18 protein-coding genes are annotated in these 17,545 nt (G+C 69.7%); 7 read left to right on the top strand and 11 right to left on the bottom strand.

The window, feature by feature from the left end; all coding sequences use genetic code 11:
* The first annotated feature begins 42 nt into the window (after positions 1-42).
* Complete coding sequence (locus AWC02_RS18785) at positions 43-1,374, top strand: lipase family protein (RefSeq protein ID WP_085130214.1); 1,332 nt, start codon at positions 43-45, stop codon at positions 1,372-1,374.
* Here the strand turns inward: AWC02_RS18785 and AWC02_RS18780 are convergent.
* The 3 genes from AWC02_RS18780 to bioB are packed head-to-tail and all read right to left on the bottom strand — an operon-like array spanning position 1,340 to position 3,194.
* A complete protein-coding gene (locus AWC02_RS18780; RefSeq protein WP_085130213.1) occupies positions 1,340-1,957 on the bottom strand; it encodes a DUF2567 domain-containing protein in 618 nt (205 codons plus the stop codon). The two genes, AWC02_RS18785 and AWC02_RS18780, sit on opposite strands and share 35 nt — an antisense overlap.
* Positions 1,957-2,196, bottom strand: a complete 240-nt coding sequence (gene bsaP / locus AWC02_RS18775; RefSeq protein ID WP_085130212.1) for a biotin synthase auxiliary protein BsaP — start codon at positions 2,194-2,196, stop codon at positions 1,957-1,959. Before bsaP ends, AWC02_RS18780 begins: the two co-directional genes overlap by 1 nt.
* The gene (gene bioB / locus AWC02_RS18770; protein ID WP_085130211.1) at positions 2,196-3,194 is read right to left on the bottom strand and encodes a biotin synthase BioB; all 999 of its coding nucleotides are present in this window, start codon (positions 3,192-3,194) and stop codon (positions 2,196-2,198) included. The genes bsaP and bioB overlap by 1 nt, the downstream gene beginning before the upstream one ends.
* A gap of 100 nt (positions 3,195-3,294) precedes the next feature.
* Between bioB and AWC02_RS18765 the strand changes: the two genes are divergently transcribed.
* Positions 3,295-3,870, top strand: coding sequence for a TetR/AcrR family transcriptional regulator C-terminal domain-containing protein (locus AWC02_RS18765; RefSeq protein ID WP_085130210.1), 576 nt, complete (start codon positions 3,295-3,297; stop codon positions 3,868-3,870).
* On the opposite strand, the gene AWC02_RS18760 is transcribed toward AWC02_RS18765, so the two are convergent.
* The 4 genes from AWC02_RS18760 to AWC02_RS18745 are packed head-to-tail and all read right to left on the bottom strand — an operon-like array spanning position 3,867 to position 7,586.
* Positions 3,867-4,391: a 2'-5' RNA ligase family protein gene (locus AWC02_RS18760; protein ID WP_085130209.1), complete on the bottom strand. Its 525-nt coding sequence runs from the start codon at positions 4,389-4,391 to the stop codon at positions 3,867-3,869. The genes AWC02_RS18765 and AWC02_RS18760 overlap by 4 nt on opposite strands.
* Positions 4,391-5,071: a dethiobiotin synthase gene (gene bioD, locus AWC02_RS18755; protein ID WP_085130208.1), complete on the bottom strand. Its 681-nt coding sequence runs from the start codon at positions 5,069-5,071 to the stop codon at positions 4,391-4,393. The genes AWC02_RS18760 and bioD overlap by 1 nt, the downstream gene beginning before the upstream one ends.
* The gene (locus tag AWC02_RS18750) at positions 5,068-6,252 is read right to left on the bottom strand and encodes an 8-amino-7-oxononanoate synthase (RefSeq protein ID WP_085130207.1); all 1,185 of its coding nucleotides are present in this window, start codon (positions 6,250-6,252) and stop codon (positions 5,068-5,070) included. Before AWC02_RS18750 ends, bioD begins: the two co-directional genes overlap by 4 nt.
* Before the next feature lie 41 nt (positions 6,253-6,293).
* Positions 6,294-7,586, bottom strand: coding sequence for an adenosylmethionine--8-amino-7-oxononanoate transaminase (locus AWC02_RS18745; RefSeq protein WP_109561072.1), 1,293 nt, complete (start codon positions 7,584-7,586; stop codon positions 6,294-6,296).
* Positions 7,587-7,748: 162 nt separating this feature from the next.
* Here AWC02_RS18745 and ripD point away from each other — a divergent pair, with 162 nt between their 5' ends.
* The 3 genes from ripD to glgX all read left to right on the top strand — a co-directional run bounded on the left by ripD (position 7,749) and on the right by glgX (position 12,873).
* Positions 7,749-8,366: an NlpC/P60 family peptidoglycan-binding protein RipD gene (gene ripD, locus AWC02_RS18740; RefSeq protein ID WP_085130206.1), complete on the top strand. Its 618-nt coding sequence runs from the start codon at positions 7,749-7,751 to the stop codon at positions 8,364-8,366.
* A 92-nt stretch (positions 8,367-8,458) separates the two neighbouring features.
* Entirely contained in the window at positions 8,459-10,669 is a 2,211-nt protein-coding gene (locus tag AWC02_RS18735) for an acyltransferase family protein (RefSeq protein WP_207568089.1), read from the top strand.
* Positions 10,670-10,710: 41 nt separating this feature from the next.
* The gene (gene glgX / locus AWC02_RS18730; RefSeq protein WP_085130204.1) at positions 10,711-12,873 is read left to right on the top strand and encodes a glycogen debranching protein GlgX; all 2,163 of its coding nucleotides are present in this window, start codon (positions 10,711-10,713) and stop codon (positions 12,871-12,873) included.
* A 4-nt stretch (positions 12,874-12,877) separates the two neighbouring features.
* Here the strand turns inward: glgX and ilvA are convergent, their stop codons facing one another.
* Positions 12,878-14,167, bottom strand: a complete 1,290-nt coding sequence (gene ilvA, locus AWC02_RS18725) for a threonine ammonia-lyase IlvA (RefSeq protein WP_085130203.1) — start codon at positions 14,165-14,167, stop codon at positions 12,878-12,880.
* 28 nt (positions 14,168-14,195) lie between these two features.
* Positions 14,196-14,633 (bottom strand): nitroreductase family deazaflavin-dependent oxidoreductase, encoded by a 438-nt coding sequence (locus AWC02_RS18720; protein ID WP_085130202.1) that lies wholly within the window; start codon positions 14,631-14,633, stop codon positions 14,196-14,198.
* Positions 14,634-14,704: 71 nt separating this feature from the next.
* Between AWC02_RS18720 and AWC02_RS18715 the strand changes: the two genes are divergently transcribed.
* Positions 14,705-14,902 (top strand): hypothetical protein, encoded by a 198-nt coding sequence (locus AWC02_RS18715; RefSeq protein ID WP_085130201.1) that lies wholly within the window; start codon positions 14,705-14,707, stop codon positions 14,900-14,902.
* A gap of 18 nt (positions 14,903-14,920) precedes the next feature.
* Here the strand turns inward: AWC02_RS18715 and AWC02_RS18710 are convergent, their stop codons facing one another.
* Positions 14,921-15,724: an enoyl-CoA hydratase/isomerase family protein gene (locus AWC02_RS18710; RefSeq protein WP_085130281.1), complete on the bottom strand. Its 804-nt coding sequence runs from the start codon at positions 15,722-15,724 to the stop codon at positions 14,921-14,923.
* An 85-nt stretch (positions 15,725-15,809) separates the two neighbouring features.
* Between AWC02_RS18710 and AWC02_RS18705 the strand changes: the two genes are divergently transcribed.
* Positions 15,810-16,643, top strand: coding sequence for a class I SAM-dependent methyltransferase (locus tag AWC02_RS18705; protein WP_085130200.1), 834 nt, complete (start codon positions 15,810-15,812; stop codon positions 16,641-16,643).
* Positions 16,644-16,653: 10 nt separating this feature from the next.
* Here AWC02_RS18705 and AWC02_RS18700 read toward each other — a convergent pair whose 3' ends face one another.
* Complete coding sequence (locus AWC02_RS18700; RefSeq protein WP_133055666.1) at positions 16,654-17,376, bottom strand: hypothetical protein; 723 nt, start codon at positions 17,374-17,376, stop codon at positions 16,654-16,656.
* Between the last annotated feature and the right edge of the window lie 169 nt (positions 17,377-17,545).

Here is a 17,545-nt window from a genome sequence, read left to right as displayed (position 1 = left end):
GTCGACTGGAATCTTAACGCCCTCTTAAGAGACAATGGCCGAGTGGAATTCGACAGCCTGGCCCGAGAAAGTTCTGTCGAGTGGATCGGGCAGGCTCCGCACGAGCCGGCACGACCCGGCGCTCGCCCCCTGCTGCCGGCCGACGATCCGTTCTACGACCCACCGGCCGGCTTTGCCCACGCGGCGCCCGGCACGGTGCTGCGCTCGCGCGACGTCGAACTGGCGTTTCTGGGGCTGATCCCGCAACAGATGCGTGCCACCCAACTGCTCTACCGGACCACCGACCGTAACGACGTCGCGCAGGCGGGGGTGACGACGGTGCTGGTTCCGGCCGACCGCGGCCCGCACTGCCCGATCGTGTCCTACCAGTGCGCGATCGACGCCGTCGACGGCCGTTGCTTCCCGTCGTATGCGCTGCGGCGCCGGGCCAGGGGTCACGGCTCGTTCACCCAACTCGAGATCGTGCTGATCGCGGCCATTCTGGCCCAGGGCTGGGCGGTATCGGTCCCCGACCATGAGGGCCGCGACGGCCACTGGGGGGCGCCGAAGGAGCCCGGCTACTACGTGCTCGACGGGCTGCGGGCCGCGCTGGGGACCGAGCGGCTGGAACTGTCCCCGGACGCCCCGGTGGGCCTGTGGGGCTATTCCGGCGGCGGCCTGGCCACCGGCTGGGCGGCGGAAGTCTGCGGCGATTACGCCCCCGAACTCAACATCGTGGGTGCGGTGCTCGGGTCGCCGGTGGGTGACCTCGGGCACACTTTCCTCGGGTTGGACGGGACGTTCTTCTCCGGCTTGCCCGCGGTGATGATTGCCACCTTGGCGAAGGTCTACCCCGACTTACAGAAGGTGATCGACGACCATGCCACCGCCGAGGGCAAGGCTTTGCTGCGTTCACTGGAATCGATGACCACGCTCGGCGCCATCATGCGGATGCGCCACAAGTCACTCGAGGAGTTCATCGACCAGCCGCTCCAAGACGTGGTGGAACTCCCTGCGGTGCAACACGTCTTCGACGACACCAAGCTTGGCTACCATGCGCCGAAACCACCGTTACTGATGTTGCAGGCCGTTCACGACCAGGTGATTTCAGTCGTGCACATCGACCACTTGGCCGAGGCCTATGTGACCGGCGGCGCGCGGCTCACCTACCATCGCGACCTGCTCAGCGAGCATGCGACGCTGCACCCGTTGTCGGTGCCGATGGTGCTGGAGTGGTTGCGCGACCGGTTCGCCGACCGGCCGCTGCGCCAGTCCGCGGTCAGCAGCGCGTGGCCGGCACTGCTGAACCCCAGGACCTACCTCGGCCTGGCCCGCCTGGGCCTGGTGGCGACCCGCGTCGTCACGGGAGGGGCGCTGGGCCGCCGCCGCCTCTGAGGCCGGCCGGCGGTTCGGGCGGATAACCGCCCAGGTCGTCGCGGGTGCTCCACATGGCGCATCCGCCGTACACCAGGGCCGCGGTGGCCGCCGGCAGCAGCAGTGAGGCGCCGATCTGCAGCGCGGTGTGCCCGAAGAACACCGGCGGCCCCTCGGCCACGTAGTGCACCCGGTGTTCGGGGCTGACCGGAGCGGCCTCGATGTCGATGGCGCCGTAGCGGCGCTGGACCAGGACGGCTCCGGTGAGCACCGCCAGTGCTGCCCCGCCGATCAGCCCGGCGGTCAGGTTCAGCACCATGCCCGGTCCCCGATGCGCCCGCCACTGCCACGCCAGAGCGGCCGCCACCACGGCCACCGCGGCGAGCAGCCCGATCAGCAGGACCGGCGCGATGAAGAAGTTCTCGGCCTCGCTGCCCAGGTAGGCCTGCACCCGTTCGCCGCTGCGCGTCAGCGCCACCACGCCATGGATCGGTGGGGCGATCCACGCCCACACCGCCCCGACCGGCAACCCGATGACCGTCAGTCCGGCGGCCAGCCTCAGGCCGGCCCCTCTGCGCGTCAACCGCGGAGCGGCGGTGCTCATCACCGTTGCGGGTCCAGGTCGGTGGAGTCCACCAGGCCGTGCCGCGAGCACTTGGCCCACCAGCCGTCCGGGCGAACCTGCACCATCATCCGGCGCCCGCAGGAGGCGCAGAAGCGCGGCGCCTCCAGGCCCAACTGCGCCGCGGTGGGCAGCGACCCGCCGGCGGGATCGTCGATGCGTACGCCGGTGTAGACGTTGAAGACGCCGGCACTCAGGGCAACGGGCAGGTCGCAGAGCATCAGAGGGTGGCGTTGAGAGCCTTGATCGGCATCTGCAGGTCGTTGAGCAGTTCCAGGTCCGCTTCGGCGGGCCGGCCCAGAGTGGTCAGGTAGTTGCCGACGATGACCGCGTTGATGCCGCCCAGGATCCCCTTCTTGGCGCCCAGGTCGCCCAGCGTGATCTCCCGGCCGCCGGCGAACCGCAGCATGGTGCGCGGCAGCGCCAGCCGGAATGCGGCGACTGCCCGCAGTGCGTCGGCCACCGGCAGCACCTCCAGGTCGCCGAACGGGGTGCCCGGGCGCGGGTTGAGGAAGTTCAGCGGGACCTCGTGGGGGTTCAGTTCGGCCAGGTCGGCGGCGAACTCGGCCCGCTGCTCCAGCGTCTCCCCCATCCCGAGGATGCCGCCGCAACACACCTCCATGCCGGCTTCGCCCACCATGCGCAGGGTCTCCCAGCGCTCCTCCCAGGTGTGGGTGGTGACGACTTTGGAGAAGTGCGACCGGGCGGTCTCCAGGTTGTGGTTGTAGCGGTGTACGCCCATGGCGGCCAGTTGATCCACCTGCTCCTGGGTCAACATGCCCAACGAGCAGGCGATCTGGATGTCGACCTCGTTGCGGATGGCTTCGATTCCCGCGGCGACCTGGGCCAGCAGCCGCTCGTCGGGGCCGCGCACCGCGGCGACGATGCAGAACTCGGTGGCCCCGGACTTGGCGGTCTGCTTGGCCGCCTCGACCAGGCTCGGAATGTCCAGCCAGGCGCTGCGCACCGGCGACGAGAACAGGCCCGACTGCGAACAGAAGTGGCAATCTTCAGGGCAGCCGCCGGTTTTCAGGCTGATGATGCCCTCGACCTCGACCTCCGGCCCGCACCAGCGCATCCGGACGTCGTGCGCCAGCGACAGCAGCTCCTCGAGCCGGTCGTCGGGCAGCTGCAACACTTCGAGCACCTGATCCCGCCGCAACGCCTCACCGCGCTCGAGTACTTGCTCCCTGGCCAGCGCCAGGATGTCGTCGGTCATGCGCGCCGCTCCTCCTCATCGCTTCGCTCTGCGTCGTCGGCGCCGCGGGTCACGCGTGCTCCCATCAAGACTTGAACGGTGTTCAGGTTAGGCTAGCCGGGTGCAGCTGCACAAACCTGACGTGGTCGCCGCGGCGACCGCCATCCTGGACGACTACGGCATCGCCGACCTGTCGATGCGCCGGCTGGCGCGCGAGCTCAACGTCAGCCCCAGCGCGCTGTACTGGCATTTCGCCAACAAGCAGCAACTGCTCGGCGCGGTCGCCGATCGGGTGCTGGCGCCGGCCTGCGCAGACCCCGGACCGGGCAGCTGGCAGTGGCGGATCGAGACCGTGGGCCAACGCCTGCGCGACGCATTGCTGTCGCACACCGACGGCGCCGAGCTGGTGTCGGCCAGCATGGCGGCCGGTCAGTCGCAGGCGGCCACGGCGATCCTGGCGCTGCTCGCGGACTCGGCGACGGCGGCGGGCGTGCCGCCCGATCAGGCCGGGCAGGTCGGCCGGACCGTCGTCTACTACGTCCTGGGGTTCACCGCCGATGAGCAGTCCCGCCTGCAGTGGGATTCCGCCGGGGCCGCCGACATCACTCGCGACGCCGACCCGAGCGCCGCGTTCGGCTTCGGGCTGGGCTTGCTGATCGACGGGCTGGCGATGCGCGCCGGGCTGACCGTGCGCTAGCTTTCGCGCCGGCTCGCCGGGATCGGCGTCTCGGTGCGGGCGTTGCCGTCCCAGCGCCGCAACCCGACAAACCGGCCGGTGACCTCGGGGCGGCCGGCGATGCGCTGCGCCGCGCCCAGTTGGGCCGGGCCGACCCGGCGGGCCAGCGTGACGTGCGGGGTCCACTGGCCGGGTGCCACGTGAGCCAGCGGGCCGGGTTCCAGATGCGGTGCCGACAACCGGTAGACGAGCTCGTGCAGGGCCAGCAGTTCGGCCGTCGGCACCACCAGGCGGGCCAGCACGGCGTGCGAGCGGCCGAAGATCAGCGTCGCACCCAGCCGGGCGTCCACGGGCAGGCGTTGGGCCGCCGCGGCCAGCGCGGCGTCGACGCCCGGATCGATGCGCTCGGCGACCACAAGGGTGACGTGCGGTCGAGCGGTCGGGGCCTGGCCGGGCAGGCCGGCCGCGGCCAGCTCGCTCCAGCTCCGCCGCACCGCGGTCTCGGTGTCGGCGTCGAAGACCAGCTCGATCGAGTGGACCATCAGCCCGCCAGGCTGCGCACCCAGTCGGGATCGAACGCGGCTTTGCTCATGGCGGCGAACTGCGCGGCATCCAGTGCCGCGGATCCGGCCGGCAGCACCGCGCGTACCGTCGCGTGGCGGGTCAGCGCACCGCGGTTGCCGGCGGCCGCCGGATCGGGCCGCTCGGGCCAACTGCCGATCACCAATCCGGCACACGACAGCCCTTGGTTGCCAAGCGCTTCCAGGGTCAACGCGGTGTGGTTGAGGGTGCCCAGTTCGGCGCCGACCACCACCAGCACGGCCGCGCCGAGATCCACAGCGACGTCGCGCAGGGTGACCCCGTCGGCAGCCAGCTCGACCAGCAGACCGCCGGCGCCCTCCACCAGGGTCAGCCGGTTCGGGCGGTCGGCGGCCCGGATCATCGTCACCAGGGCGGTGCGGCTCGGCAGTGCCAACCCGGCCTGCTCGGCCGCGGCTGCCGGGGCCAGCGGCGCCGGGTAACGGGCGCCGGCGAACAGTTCGGTCGCCCCCGACAGCCGGCCGACCTCGGCGAGGTCGTCGTCGCCGTCGGCGGTGCCGGTTTGGACCGGCTTGCAGACCGCCACATCCAGGCCCGCCTGGCGGGCGGCGCAGGCCAGTGCCGCGGTCGCGATCGTCTTGCCCACCCCGGTGCCGGTGCCGGTGATGACCAGAACGGTCATGACGATGCCACGGCGGGGTGATCGCGCAGGACCTGCTGCAGCACCCGTCGGGCCAGCTCCAGATCGGCATCGGTCAGCGACGCCCGCGCGGTCAACCGCAGCCGCGACGTGCCGGCCGGCACGGTCGGCGGCCGGAAGCAGCCCACCCGCACGCCGGCATCCAGGCACGCGGCCGCGGCCGCCACCGCCACCTCGGGGTCGCCCAGAACGACCGAGACCACAGCGGATTCGGGGACGGATTCGGGGGCGGACTCCGGCTGCGAGCCCACCCCGCAGATCTCGGCCAGCACGGCGGCGTTCCGCAGCACGTCGGTGGCGCGCGACGGCTCGGCGACCAGCACGTCCAGGGCGGCCGAGGCCGAGCCGAGCGCCGCCGGGGCCAGACCGGTGTCGAAGATGAACGAGCGGGCCGTGTCGATCAGGTGGTCGCGCACCTCCACCGGCCCCAGCACCGCCCCGCCCTGGCTGCCCAGCGCCTTGGACAAGGTCGTGGTGATCACGATGTCGGGTGCGGCGGCCAGCCCGGATTCGTGCACCAGCCCGCGGCCGCCCGTGCCGCGCACCCCCAGCGCGTGCGCCTCGTCGACGATCAGCAGCGCGCCGTAGCGACGGCATACCTCGTGCAGCTGCCGCAGCGGGGCCAGCGCTCCGTCGGTGCTGAACACCGACTCGGTCAGGACCACGGCGCGGTCTTCGGTGCGCGAGGCCAGCGCGGCGGCCACAGCGTCGACGTCGCGGTGTTCGGTGACGACGACCCGGGACCGGGACAGCCGGCACGCGTCGACTAAGGAGGCGTGGCAGTAGGCGTCGGACACCACCAGTGCGCCCGGGCCGGACAGGCTGACCACCGCCCCCAGGTTGGCGGTGTAGCCCGACGAGAAGACCAGCCCGGCGGGCGCGCCCACGAAGTCGGCCAACCGCTGTTCGAAGCGCTGATGCAGTTCGGTGTTGCCGGTCACCAGCCGCGACCCGCCGGCGCCGCCACCCCAGGTCTGCAGGGCCTCGATGCCCCCGGCGATGACGGCGGGGTGCGTGGCCAGGCCCAGGTAGTCGTTGGACGCCAGGTCCAGCTCGGTCGCGACGACGGGCCGCACCCGCAGGGAACGCCGCAGGCCGTCCTGCCGGCGCCGCTTCGCCACCTCGGCCAGCCAGGCCAGTGGTGACAGATCGGTGCGGGTCACGCGGTGCTCCCTGTGCTGTCTCGAGGCGACTTGAACACCGTTCAGGCTAAGGCATGCGCCACGGCCACCATCGCGCCGCCGATGCGGGCGATCTCGTCGGGCGTACACACATACGGTGGCATCGCGTAGACCAGGTTGCGGAAGGGCCGCAGCCACACCCCATGCTCCAGTGCCACCGGCGTGGCGACGGCCAGGTCCACCGGTTGCCGGCATTCGATGACCCCGATGGCGCCACAGATCCGGACGTCGGCGACGCCGGGCAGCTCCCGTGCCGGGTCCAGGGCGTCGGTCAGCCCGGCCCCGATCCCGGCGACCGCCGCTCGCCAGTCCTGGCTCAACAACAGTTCGGTGCTGGCGACCGAGACCGCGCAGGCCAGCGGGTTGGCCATGAACGTCGGGCCGTGCATCAGGGCGCCGGCCTCGCCACTGCTGATGGTGTGGGCGACCTCCGCGCTGCACAGCGTTGCGGCCAGGCTGAGGTAGCCGCCGGTCAGCGCCTTGCCCACGCACATGATGTCGGGGCTGACCCCGGCATGGTCGGCGGCGAACAGTTCGCCGGTGCGGCCGAAACCGGTGGCGATCTCGTCGAAGATCAGCAGCACGCCCTGGCGGGTGCAGGCGTCCCGCAGATCGGTCAGGTAGCGCGGATCGTGGAACCGCATGCCGCCGGCGCCCTGCACCACCGGCTCGACGACCACTGCCGCCACCTCGTCGCGGTGCTGTTCCAGTTGGGCCTCGAAGGCGGCGCTGTAGGCCGGGTCGTAGTGGCGCGGCACCTGTGGGGCGAACACCTGGTCTGCCAGGACGTCGCGCCAAAGCGAGTGCATGCCGCCGTCGGGGTCGCAAATGCTCATCGGGGTGAAGGTGTCCCCGTGGTAACCACCGCGCCAGGTCATCAGCCGGTGTTTGGCGGGGCGGCCGCGAGCGCGCCAGTACTGCAGCGCCATCTTGACTGCGACCTCCACCGACACCGACCCGGAATCGGAGAAGAACACCGTGTCCAGCCCGGCCGGGGTGATCTCGACCAGCAGCTTGGCCAGCCGGGCGGCCGGCTCATGGGTGAGCCCGCCGAACATCACGTGGCTCATGGTGGCCAGCTGTGCGGTGGCCGCTTCATCCAGGGCCCGGTGGCCGTGGCCGTGGATCGCCGCCCACCAGGAACTCATCGCGTCGAGCACGTCGTGTTCCGCGTCGTCGCCGGCCAGCGTCAGATACGCGCCGCGGGCGCCCAGCACCACCGCGGGGCGCAGGGTCTCGGCGCCGATCGTGCTGTACGGGTGCCAGAGGTGGGCGGCGTCGATGGCGCTGATCTGGTCGGGACTCAACGCGGACATGCCTGACGACAGTAGTGGCCGGCGGCGTAACCGTTGGGTCACAGGTTGCGCAATTTCTCTCCCACGACCGCTGCGCATGCGTATGCGGCAGGTAACCTCTGTGACAGAAGTGATTAGTGATACTGCCGTGAATATCGGCCCGAGGAATTGGGGGTTGCTCCGATGAAACGCGTCTGCGCTACCGCGATCGCATTGGCGGCGGCCCTGGCCCCGGCGCTGGCTGCGGCGCCGGCCTATGCCGACCCGCTTTCGCAGACCACCCAGAACCAGCTCATCGAGCGGGTGATCCAGCGGGCGCTGTCGCAGCGCGGGGTGCCCTTCGTCTACGGCGGCGGGGACATCAACGGGCCCACCAACAGCGCCCGCGCCCGGGCCGCCACCACGCGCAGTTCGCTGACCGACCTCACCGGCCGCGCCCTGCCCACCGGTCCACTCGCGACCGGCAGCACCACCGCGGGCCTGCCCGGCACCACGCCGGCGCCCGACTTCGCAGACACCACCACCGTCGGTTTCGACGCCTCGGGCCTGATCCAGTACGCGTTCGCCGGCGCCGGCATCAAGATGCCCCGCACCTCCGGCGAGCAGTGCAGTGTCGGCCAGAAGGTGGCGCCCGCGCAGGCCCGCCCCGGTGACCTGCTGTGCTACGGCCCGGGTGGCTCTCAGAGCGTCGCGCTGTACCTGGGCAACAACCAGATGATCGAGGGCACCAGCCCCGCCGTGACGGTCTCCCCGGCCCGCACCACCAACATGGTCCCGTACCTGACCCGGGTGCTCGGCTGAGGCTCTCGGGGGGCATCACAACGCGCTCGATGGACATCACAATGCGCGGAGTGCGGTTTCCCCAGGACGATTAGGTAGATTATCGGGCGATCATGATTGCCCTGTCTCCCTCCCGACCGGCGGTAACTCCTGTCGCGGGATCTGCCGCGGGGCCGGTTTCAACCCCTGGGCCGGCCGTCACGATGGGCAACCGCAAAGCGGGCTTCTACCGTCATGACCTCGACGGTCTGCGGGGCGTCGCCATCGCCTTGGTCGCGGTGTTCCACGTCTGGTTCGGCCGGGTCTCCGGCGGGGTCGACGTCTTCCTGGCGCTCTCGGGCTTCTTCTTCGGCGGAAAGCTGCTGCGGGTCGCCCTCAAGCCCGGTTCGTCGCTGTCGCCGATCCCCGACCTGGTCCGGCTGGTCCGCCGGCTGCTGCCCGCGCTGGTGGTGGTGCTGGCCGTCTGCGCCGTGCTGACCATCCTCATTCAGCCGCAGACCCGCTGGGAGACCTTCGCCGATCAGAGCCTGGCCAGCCTGGGCTACTACCAGAACTGGGAACTGGCGCGCAGCGCCGCCGACTACCTGCAGGCCGGCGAAGCCGTGAGCCCGCTGCAGCACATCTGGTCCATGTCGGTGCAGGGCCAGTTCTACCTCAGCTTTCTGCTGCTGGTCCTCGGCTTCGCCTACCTGCTCAGGCGGGTGCTGGGCAGCCATCTGCGGGCGGCGTTCGTCGTATTGATCACCGCGCTGACAGTGGCCTCGTTCTGGTATGCGATCGTCGCGCACCAGGCCAACCAGACCCTGGCCTACTACAACAGTTTCGCCCGCGCCTGGGAACTGCTGATCGGCGTGCTGGCCGGGGCCCTGGTCCCCTACATTCGCTGGCCCATGTGGCTGCGCAACGTGGTCGCCACCGTCGCGCTGGCCGCCATCTTGAGCTGCGGGGCGCTGATCGAGGGAGTTCGGGAGTTCCCCGGCCCGTGGGCACTGGTACCGGTGGGTGCCACGGTGGCGTTCATCCTGGCCGGCGCCAACCGGGCCGCCCAGCCGAGCACCGCCGCCAAACTCCCATGGCCCAACCGGTGGCTGGCCTCGGCGCCGCTGGTGACGCTGGGTTCGATGGCCTACTCGCTGTACCTGTGGCACTGGCCGCTGCTGATCTTCTGGCTGTCCTACAGCGGGAACCGCGAAGCCGGCCTGCTCGACGGCGCGGTGATCCTGGCGCTGTCGGGGGTGCTGGCCTACCTGACCACCCGGTTCGTCGAGGACCCGCTGCGCTATCGCAAGCCCGTCGGCGCCGACCCGGCACCGGTGGTGCGGCCCCGCTGGCGCAGGCCTGCGGCCGGCTGGTGGCGCCGGCCCACCATGGTGCTGGGCTCGACGGTGGTGCTGCTGGGCGTGGCGTTGACGGCGACATCGTTCTCCTGGCGCGAGCACGTCACCGTACAGCGGGCCAGCGGCACCGAGCTGGTCAAGCTCAGCAAGGACGACTACCCCGGCGCCCGCGCGCTGCTCAAGCACAAGCGGGTGCCCAAGCTGCGGATGCGGCCCACCATCCTGGAGGCCAAGAAGGACCTGCCGCGGTCCACCCGGGACGGCTGTATCAGCAACTTCACCAATCCGGACCTGATCAACTGCACCTACGGGGATCCCGAGGCGACTCGCACCGTCGCGCTCGCCGGCGGATCGCATGCCGAACACTGGCTGCCGGCCCTGGACATCCTCGGCCAGCGGCACCACTTCAAGGTGGTCACCTACCTCAAGATGGGCTGCCCGCTGTCCACCGAGAAGGTTCCGCTGATCATGGGCAACAACGCGCCCTACCCGCAGTGCTACGACTGGGTGCGCAAGACCATGGACAAGCTGGTCGCCGACCGGCCGGACTTCGTGTTCACCACCGCCACCCGGCCCTGGAACATCAAACCGGGCGACGTCATGCCCGCCACCTACATCGGGATCTGGAAGCAGCTGTCGGACAACAATATTCCGATCCTTGGTGTGCGCGACACGCCGTGGTTGGTCCGGGACGGGGACCCGTTCAAACCGGCGGACTGCCTGGCCGCCGGCGGCGACGCGGAGTCCTGCGGGATGAAACGCTCGGATGCCCTCGTCGAGCGCAACCCCACCCTGGACTTCGTCGGCAAGTTCCCGCTGCTCAAGCCGCTGGACCTCTCCGACGCCGTCTGCGACAAGGAAGTCTGCCGCGCTGTGGAGGGCAATGTGCTGGTCTACCACGACTCGCACCACCTGTCGGCCACCTACATGCGCACCATGACCGGAGAGCTCGGTCGTCAGATGGGCCCGGCCACCGGCTGGTGGTGAACCCGGCCGGCGTATGCCGGCAAAGCGGATAAGGTCAAGCGATGTCGCCGGCTGAGCCGGGCCCCGAGCCCACTGTGTCCGCGCCGGCCGTCTGGCCCGGAAGCAGCTACCCCCTCGGCGCGGTGTACGACGGCGCCGGCACCAACTTCGCGGTGTTCTCCGAAGTGGCCGAACGGGTGGAACTGTGCCTGGTCGACGACCGCGACCACACCGAGACCCGGATCGGCCTCGACGAGGTGGACGGCTATGTGTGGCACGCCTACCTACCCGGGATCGCTCCCGGCCAGCACTACGGTTTCCGGGTACACGGACCGTTCAACCCGTCCGCCGGTCAGCGCTGCGATCCGGGCAAGCTGCTGCTGGACCCGTACGGGAAGGCCTTTCACGGCGCGTTCGACTTCGGTCCCGAGCTGTTCTCCTACGACCTGTCCGACCCCGACGGCGATCGCCCTGCCCCCGGGCTGGACTCGCTGGGCCACACCATGACCAGCGTCGTGATCAACCCGTTCTTCGACTGGGCGAACGACCGGTCACCACGCACCCCCTACCACCAGACGATCATCTACGAGGCGCACGTCAAAGGCATGACGCAGACGCACCCGGGCATCCCGCCCGAAATGCGCGGCACCTACGCCGGACTGGCGCACCCGGTGATCGTGGACCACCTCAAGTCGCTGAACGTCACGGCCATCGAACTGATGCCGGTTCACCAGTTCCTGCACGACCAGCGACTCCTGGAGCTGGGACTGCGAAACTACTGGGGATACAACACCTTCGGGTTCTTTGCGCCGCACAACGAGTACGCCGCCAACCGGCGGCCCGGCGGTGCGGTCGCCGAATTCAAGGCCATGGTGCGCTCGTTCCACGAGGCGGGGATCGAGGTGATCCTCGACGTGGTCTACAACCACACCGCCGAGGGCAACCACTTGGGGCCCACGCTCAACTTTCGCGGTATCGACAACGCCGCCTACTACCGGCTCGACGAAGCCGATCTGCGGCACTACACCGATTACACCGGAACCGGCAACAGTCTCAACGCCCGCCATCCCCACACCCTGCAGCTGATCATGGATTCGCTGCGCTACTGGGTGACCGAGATGCATGTCGACGGCTTCCGCTTCGATCTGGCCTCGACCCTGGCGCGCGAGCTGCACGACGTGGACCGGCTGTCGGCGTTCTTCGATCTGGTGCAGCAGGATCCGGTGGTCAGTCAGGTGAAGCTGATCGCGGAGCCCTGGGATGTCGGCGAGGGCGGCTACCAGGTGGGCAACTTCCCCGGGCTGTGGACGGAATGGAACGGCAAGTACCGCGACACCGTGCGCGACTACTGGCGCGGCGAGCCCGAGACGCTCGGCGAGTTCGCCTCCCGGCTCACCGGCTCCTCAGACCTCTACGAGGCCACCGGGCGGCGCCCCAGCGCCAGCATCAACTTCGTCACCTGCCACGACGGGTTCACGCTGGCAGACCTGGTGTCCTACAACGAGAAACACAACGAAGCCAACGGCGAGGACAACCGCGACGGCGAGAGTCACAATCGGTCGTGGAACTGCGGTGTCGAAGGCCCGACCGACGACCCGGCCATCCTGGCGCTGCGGGCACACCAGGCCCGCAACATCATGGCGACCCTGCTGATCAGCCAGGGCACTCCGATGATCGCGCACGGTGACGAGATGGGACGCTCCCAAGGCGGCAACAACAACGTCTACTGTCAGGACTCCGAATTGTCCTGGATGGATTGGTCCCTGCTTGAGCGTAACGCCGATCAGGTGGCGTTCACCCGCGCCATGACGGCGTTGCGCACCGCGCACCCGGTTTTCCGCAGGCGCCGGTTCTTCGAGGGCAGACCGATCCGCGGCGGCGACGAGGTCCGCGACATCGCCTGGCTCACACCGGCCGGCCATGAGATGACCCAGCAGGACTGGGGTAGCGAGTTCGGCAGGTGCGTCATGGTTTTCCTCAACGGCGAGGCCCTGCCGGAGCCGGACGCGCGCGGTGCGCGCATCGTCGACGACTCGTTTCTGCTGTGCTTCAACGCCGCCGAGGAGCCCGTGGAGTTCGTCACGCCCAACGCCGACTACGCGCAGGTGTGGGCCGCGGTGATCGACACCGCCCATCCGGCCGGCAGCACCGAGCTGGTGGTCGACGCCGGCACGGCCCTGACGGTGCCGGGACGCTCGTTGACCGTCCTGCGTAAGAGCCGGTGAGCTTTTAGAGCAGGTAGCGGTAGGCCGGTGAGCCGGGCTCGAGCGGCTCGACGTGGATCTCCGAGGTGCGCATGCGCTCCAGCAGCCCGTCGAGATCGGCCGACGACCCCAACTGCACCCCGACCAGAGCCTCACCGGTCTCGCGGTTGTTGCGTTTGACGTACTCGAACAGCGTGATGTCGTCGCCGGGCCCGAGGATCTGATCGAGGAACCGCCGCAAAGCGCCCGGTTCCTGCGGGAAGTCGACCAGAAAGTAGTGCTTGAGGCCCAGGTGCACCAGGGAGCGTTCCAGGATCTCGCCGTACCGCGAAACGTCGTTGTTGCCGCCGGAGATCAGGCACACCACCGTCGAGCCGGGCGTGACCTCAGCCTCCAGCAGGCCGGCCACCGACAGGGCGCCCGCGGGCTCGGCGATGATCCCCTCGTTCTGGTACAGGTCGAGCATCGCGGTGCAGACCGCGCCTTCGTCGACGGCGGTCACCGACACCATGTCGCCGGCTCCGGACAGCACCGAGAAGGGCAACGCCCCGGCCCGCCGGACGGCCGCACCGTCGACGAACTGGTCGACGTGATCCAGACTCACCAGCTCCCCCGCGGCCAGCGCCGCCATCATCGAGGCGGCACCGGCCGGTTCCACGCCCAGCACGGCACTGGTGGCGGTCCGCTCCGCCAGATAGGTGGTGATGCCTGAGATGCATCCACCGCCGCCCACCGGCACCACCACCAGATCCGGCTCGGTCCCGAGCTGGTCGAGGATCTCCACCGCGATGGTGCCCTGGCCGGCCATGGTCCGCAGATCGTCGTAGGGCGGAACCAGGGTGGCCCCGGTACGCGCCACATCGGCCAGGGCCGCCTCGGCGGCCAGATCGTAGGTGGCGCCGCCGACGATCAACTCGATGAAGTCGCCGCCGTGGTAGCGGATGCGGTCACGCTTCTGCTTGGGGGTCTTGGCCGGCACGTACACCCGGCCGTGCACGCCCAGCGACCGGCAGGCGTAGGCGAATCCCTGGGCGTGATTGCCGGCCGACGAGCACACCACCCCGGCGGCCAGCTCGTCGTCACTGAGCTGGACCAGCAGGTTGTAGGCACCGCGCAGCTTGTAGGAGCGCACCGACTGCAGGTCCTCGCGCTTGAGGTACACGTGCGCGCCGGTCAGTGCGGAGAGCCGGTCATTGCGCTGCAGCGGGGTGGCTGCGACCACGCCGGCGATCCGCTCGGCCGCGGCGTCGATGTCGGCCGCGGTCAACGGACCGGGACGGGAGCTGGCTCGGCTGCGGCGTAGTTCGGCGGACACCGCAATATGGTGTCACCCAGCAGCGGGTTCAGCCCACTGGGGTCAGCACGAAAACCGGGATCTGCCGGTCGGTCTTCTCCTGATACTCGGCGTAGTAGGGAAATGCCTCGACGGCCCGCTCCCACCACCGCGCCTTTTCCTCGCCGAAGACCTCGCGGGCTTCGTAGTCTCCGGTGACCGGCCCGTCCTGCAGCTCGACCCGCGGATTCGCGGCGACGTTGTAGTACCAGACCGGGTTCTTCGGCGCGCCGCCCAGCGAGGCGACGATGGCGTACTGACCTTCGTGCTCCACCCGCATCAGCGGGATCTTGCGCAGCTTGCCGGACTTGGCGCCGACCGTGGTCAGCAACACCACCGGCTTGCCCTTCATCTCGGTGCCCTCGGTTCCACCGGACGCCATGTATTTCTCGGCGTTCGCGCGCGACCAATCCAACGGGCTGGGTGCATATTCTCCGCTCAACGGCATGCGATCCACCCTAACGCCGCGCTGCGGAGTTCGGCTGGCCGAACATTTGGTTGTCAGATACCGTTAACGGTATGGCAAGCGGGCATTCCAGGGACCAGGTGGCCATCGCCGGCGTGCCGTGGCCGACCTACAAACTGGTCGCGCTGGCTCTCGGTTTCCTAGCCCTGGTGATCGTGGGCGCGGTGACCTCCAGCGCCGCCGCCGCCGTGCTGACCGGCGCGGGCGTGTGCACCGCGGCCTGGCTGATGCTGGCGCTCACCCAGCAGTGAGCCCGCTCGGGCGCCGGGTCATGGGTTCCCGGCACCGTCACGGTGGGTGGTCCGTTCCAGATAGGACGCGGCGGCAGCCCGCGACTCGGGGTCCTGCAGGGCGGTGACCAGCGCATCGGCGTCGTTCCAGGTGCGCATGGTCCCCACCATCCCCTCCGTCACGGCGTTGACCTGCCTTTTGGTGCCACCGAGGGTGAGGGCGGACTTGCCGGTCAACTGAGCGGCCAACGCGTGTACCGCGGCGTCCAGGTCGGCCTGGGGCACGACGCGATTGAGGAATCCGATCTCTTTGGCCTCGGCGGCATCCAGCGGCCGGCACGTCATCACCAGTTCCTTGGTGAGCGCGGGACCGATCTCGCGGACCAACCGCGGAATTCCGCCCCAGGCCAGCGGAATGCCCAGGTCCACCTCCGGGATCGAGAAGCGCGTGCCCTCGGCCGCCACCCGCAGGTCGCAGCACGCCGCCAGCACCACCCCACCGCCCACGCAGTGTCCGTGCAGCCGGGCCACCGTCACCGCCCGCATCGCTTCGACGGCGTCGGCCATCCGCCGGCCGGCGTCGGCGGCCTCCCGCAGGGCAGCGCCGTCTTGGGCGGCGGCGACGAAGGCGGCCAGGTCGGCACCGGCGCAGAACGCCCGGCCGGCGCCGGCAACGATCACCACCTTCACCGCCGGCCGGGCGTCGAACCAGTGGGCGGCCGCCACCAACTCCTGCAGGGTCACCGGGCTCAGCGGGTTGAGCTGGTCCGGGCGGTTCAGCGTGATCGAGCCGAGCGCGCCGTCGGCCGACACCACCAGCGTGGCGGCCTGCAACGTGTCCATGCCGTCGAAGTTAGCGCCGCCGCGGGGCCCGGGCGCGACATTGCTCTTACCCATCCCGGCGGCGGGTATCGCTTACGGTGGGCCCATGCCGATAACCGTCTCCGAGTTCAGCCCGGTCGAGCAGACAGCGTTCCTGACCGCCTCTGCGCGCGCAGTCGACTGCCGGGCCGCCGCCCCGATCCTGGGTGACGAGTTCTCCGAGCGGGTTGTCGGGCAGATCGACTACGACTTCGCCGCGTTGCGGATCCCGCCCAGCGTGGTGCGCCAGACGGCGCTGCGGGCCAAGATGCTCGACGAGCGGGTCCGTCGGTACACCGCTGCCCACCCCGACGCGGTCGTGGTCGACCTGGGCGCCGGGCTCAACGAACCGATGGCCCGGGTGCAGCCGCCGGCCGGCGTGGACTGGTACAGCATCGACCTGCCGCGCGTCATCGCGCTGCGCAACGAGATCCTGCCGGCTCAGCCGGGCGAGCACGTGGTGGCCGCCGATCTGACCGCCGCGGACTGGGCGGCGGGCATCCCGGTCGGACGGCCCACCATGGTGATCGCCGACGGATTGTTCGCATTCCTCACCGAGGCGCAGGTCGTCGCGCTGATCGGCCAGGTGATCGATCACTTCGGAAGCGGCGAGCTGGCGTTCAACGACTACGGCCGGGTCGGGGCACTCAGCTGGTTGGGCATGCGGCTGGCACCGCGCGGAATGTTCGCTCTGCTGCGCCAGGTGTGGGCCAATCCCGGCTTCACCGACCCCCGGACTCCCCAGCGGTGGGAGCCGCGGCTGCGCCTGGTCGAGCAGGCCTGCTTGGCGCATGCAGCCGAGGTGGATTCGTTTCCCGAGCCCGCCCGCACCCTGACCCGGCTGGCCGGGCGGTTCAAGTCCGCCGCCGGCCGGGCACGGGTGCTGCGCTACAAGTTCTGAGCAGGGCGCTTTAGAACGTCGCCACCGACGAGCCGAGGTAATCGCCCGGGTCGAAATCGAGGTCGGTGAACGGATCCGCCGGGATCAGATAGTCCGGCACCTCGGGCACCCACGGGTGGAAGAGACTGTTCCACAGGAACAGGTCGTCGTCACCGATCGACAGGTAGGCCGCCGAGGCGAAGTTGATGGGGTCGGTCACCACGGTGTAGCCGAAGTCGCCGGCGGACATCACCCAGTAGTTCAGGTCGTGCGGACCCACGCCGTTGATGGTCAGGTTGGTGAAGTCGCCGATGTTGATCTGGTAGATCGAGCTTCCCGACAGGTAGCCGAAATCGCCCAGGACACCCAGGTCGAAGCCCTCGGGCAGGTCCGGGTTGGCGACGAAGTCGCCGAACTGATAGGCCGAGGTGGAGTAGAAGACGTTCCAGAAGTCCTCGATCTTGATGGTGTAGGTCCCCACGTCGATCGCGTTCTCGCCGTCGGTGTAGGAGATGGTGTAGGGCTGGTCGCCCTTCCAGTCGGTGATGAACGGGCGCACGCCCTGGTAGGTCCAGTCGCCGTCGCGCAGGTCGCCCATCACCATGCAGACGGCCTCATTGCACGTCTCATAGGTCCCTCCGTCGAGGAACGGGTCGCCCGCCGCCGTAGCGGTCGCCGTCGGAAGGGTCAGGGCGGCGAACACTGCCGCAGCGCCTATCCCGAGCAGATTGAGAAGACGACCCGAACCAACCATGAGGACCTCCGTATGCGCTCATGCCGGCCCGCGGCATGACAGGCGTTGTACGTTACGACTGTGTTACAGCATTGACATCCTATGCTAATTCAACTCTTGGGTAAAGCATGAGATTTCCTCACGACCGGGGGCTTTCCCGGCCGTCACATGCCGAACCCGCGCCGGTGGC

It is taken from the genome of Mycolicibacter engbaekii (assembly GCF_002101585.1).
In the GTDB taxonomy this organism is placed as follows: domain Bacteria; phylum Actinomycetota; class Actinomycetes; order Mycobacteriales; family Mycobacteriaceae; genus Mycobacterium; species Mycobacterium engbaekii.
The sequence above is the reverse complement of the archived record's forward strand: the minus strand, read 5'-3'. Positions and strand labels throughout refer to the sequence as shown.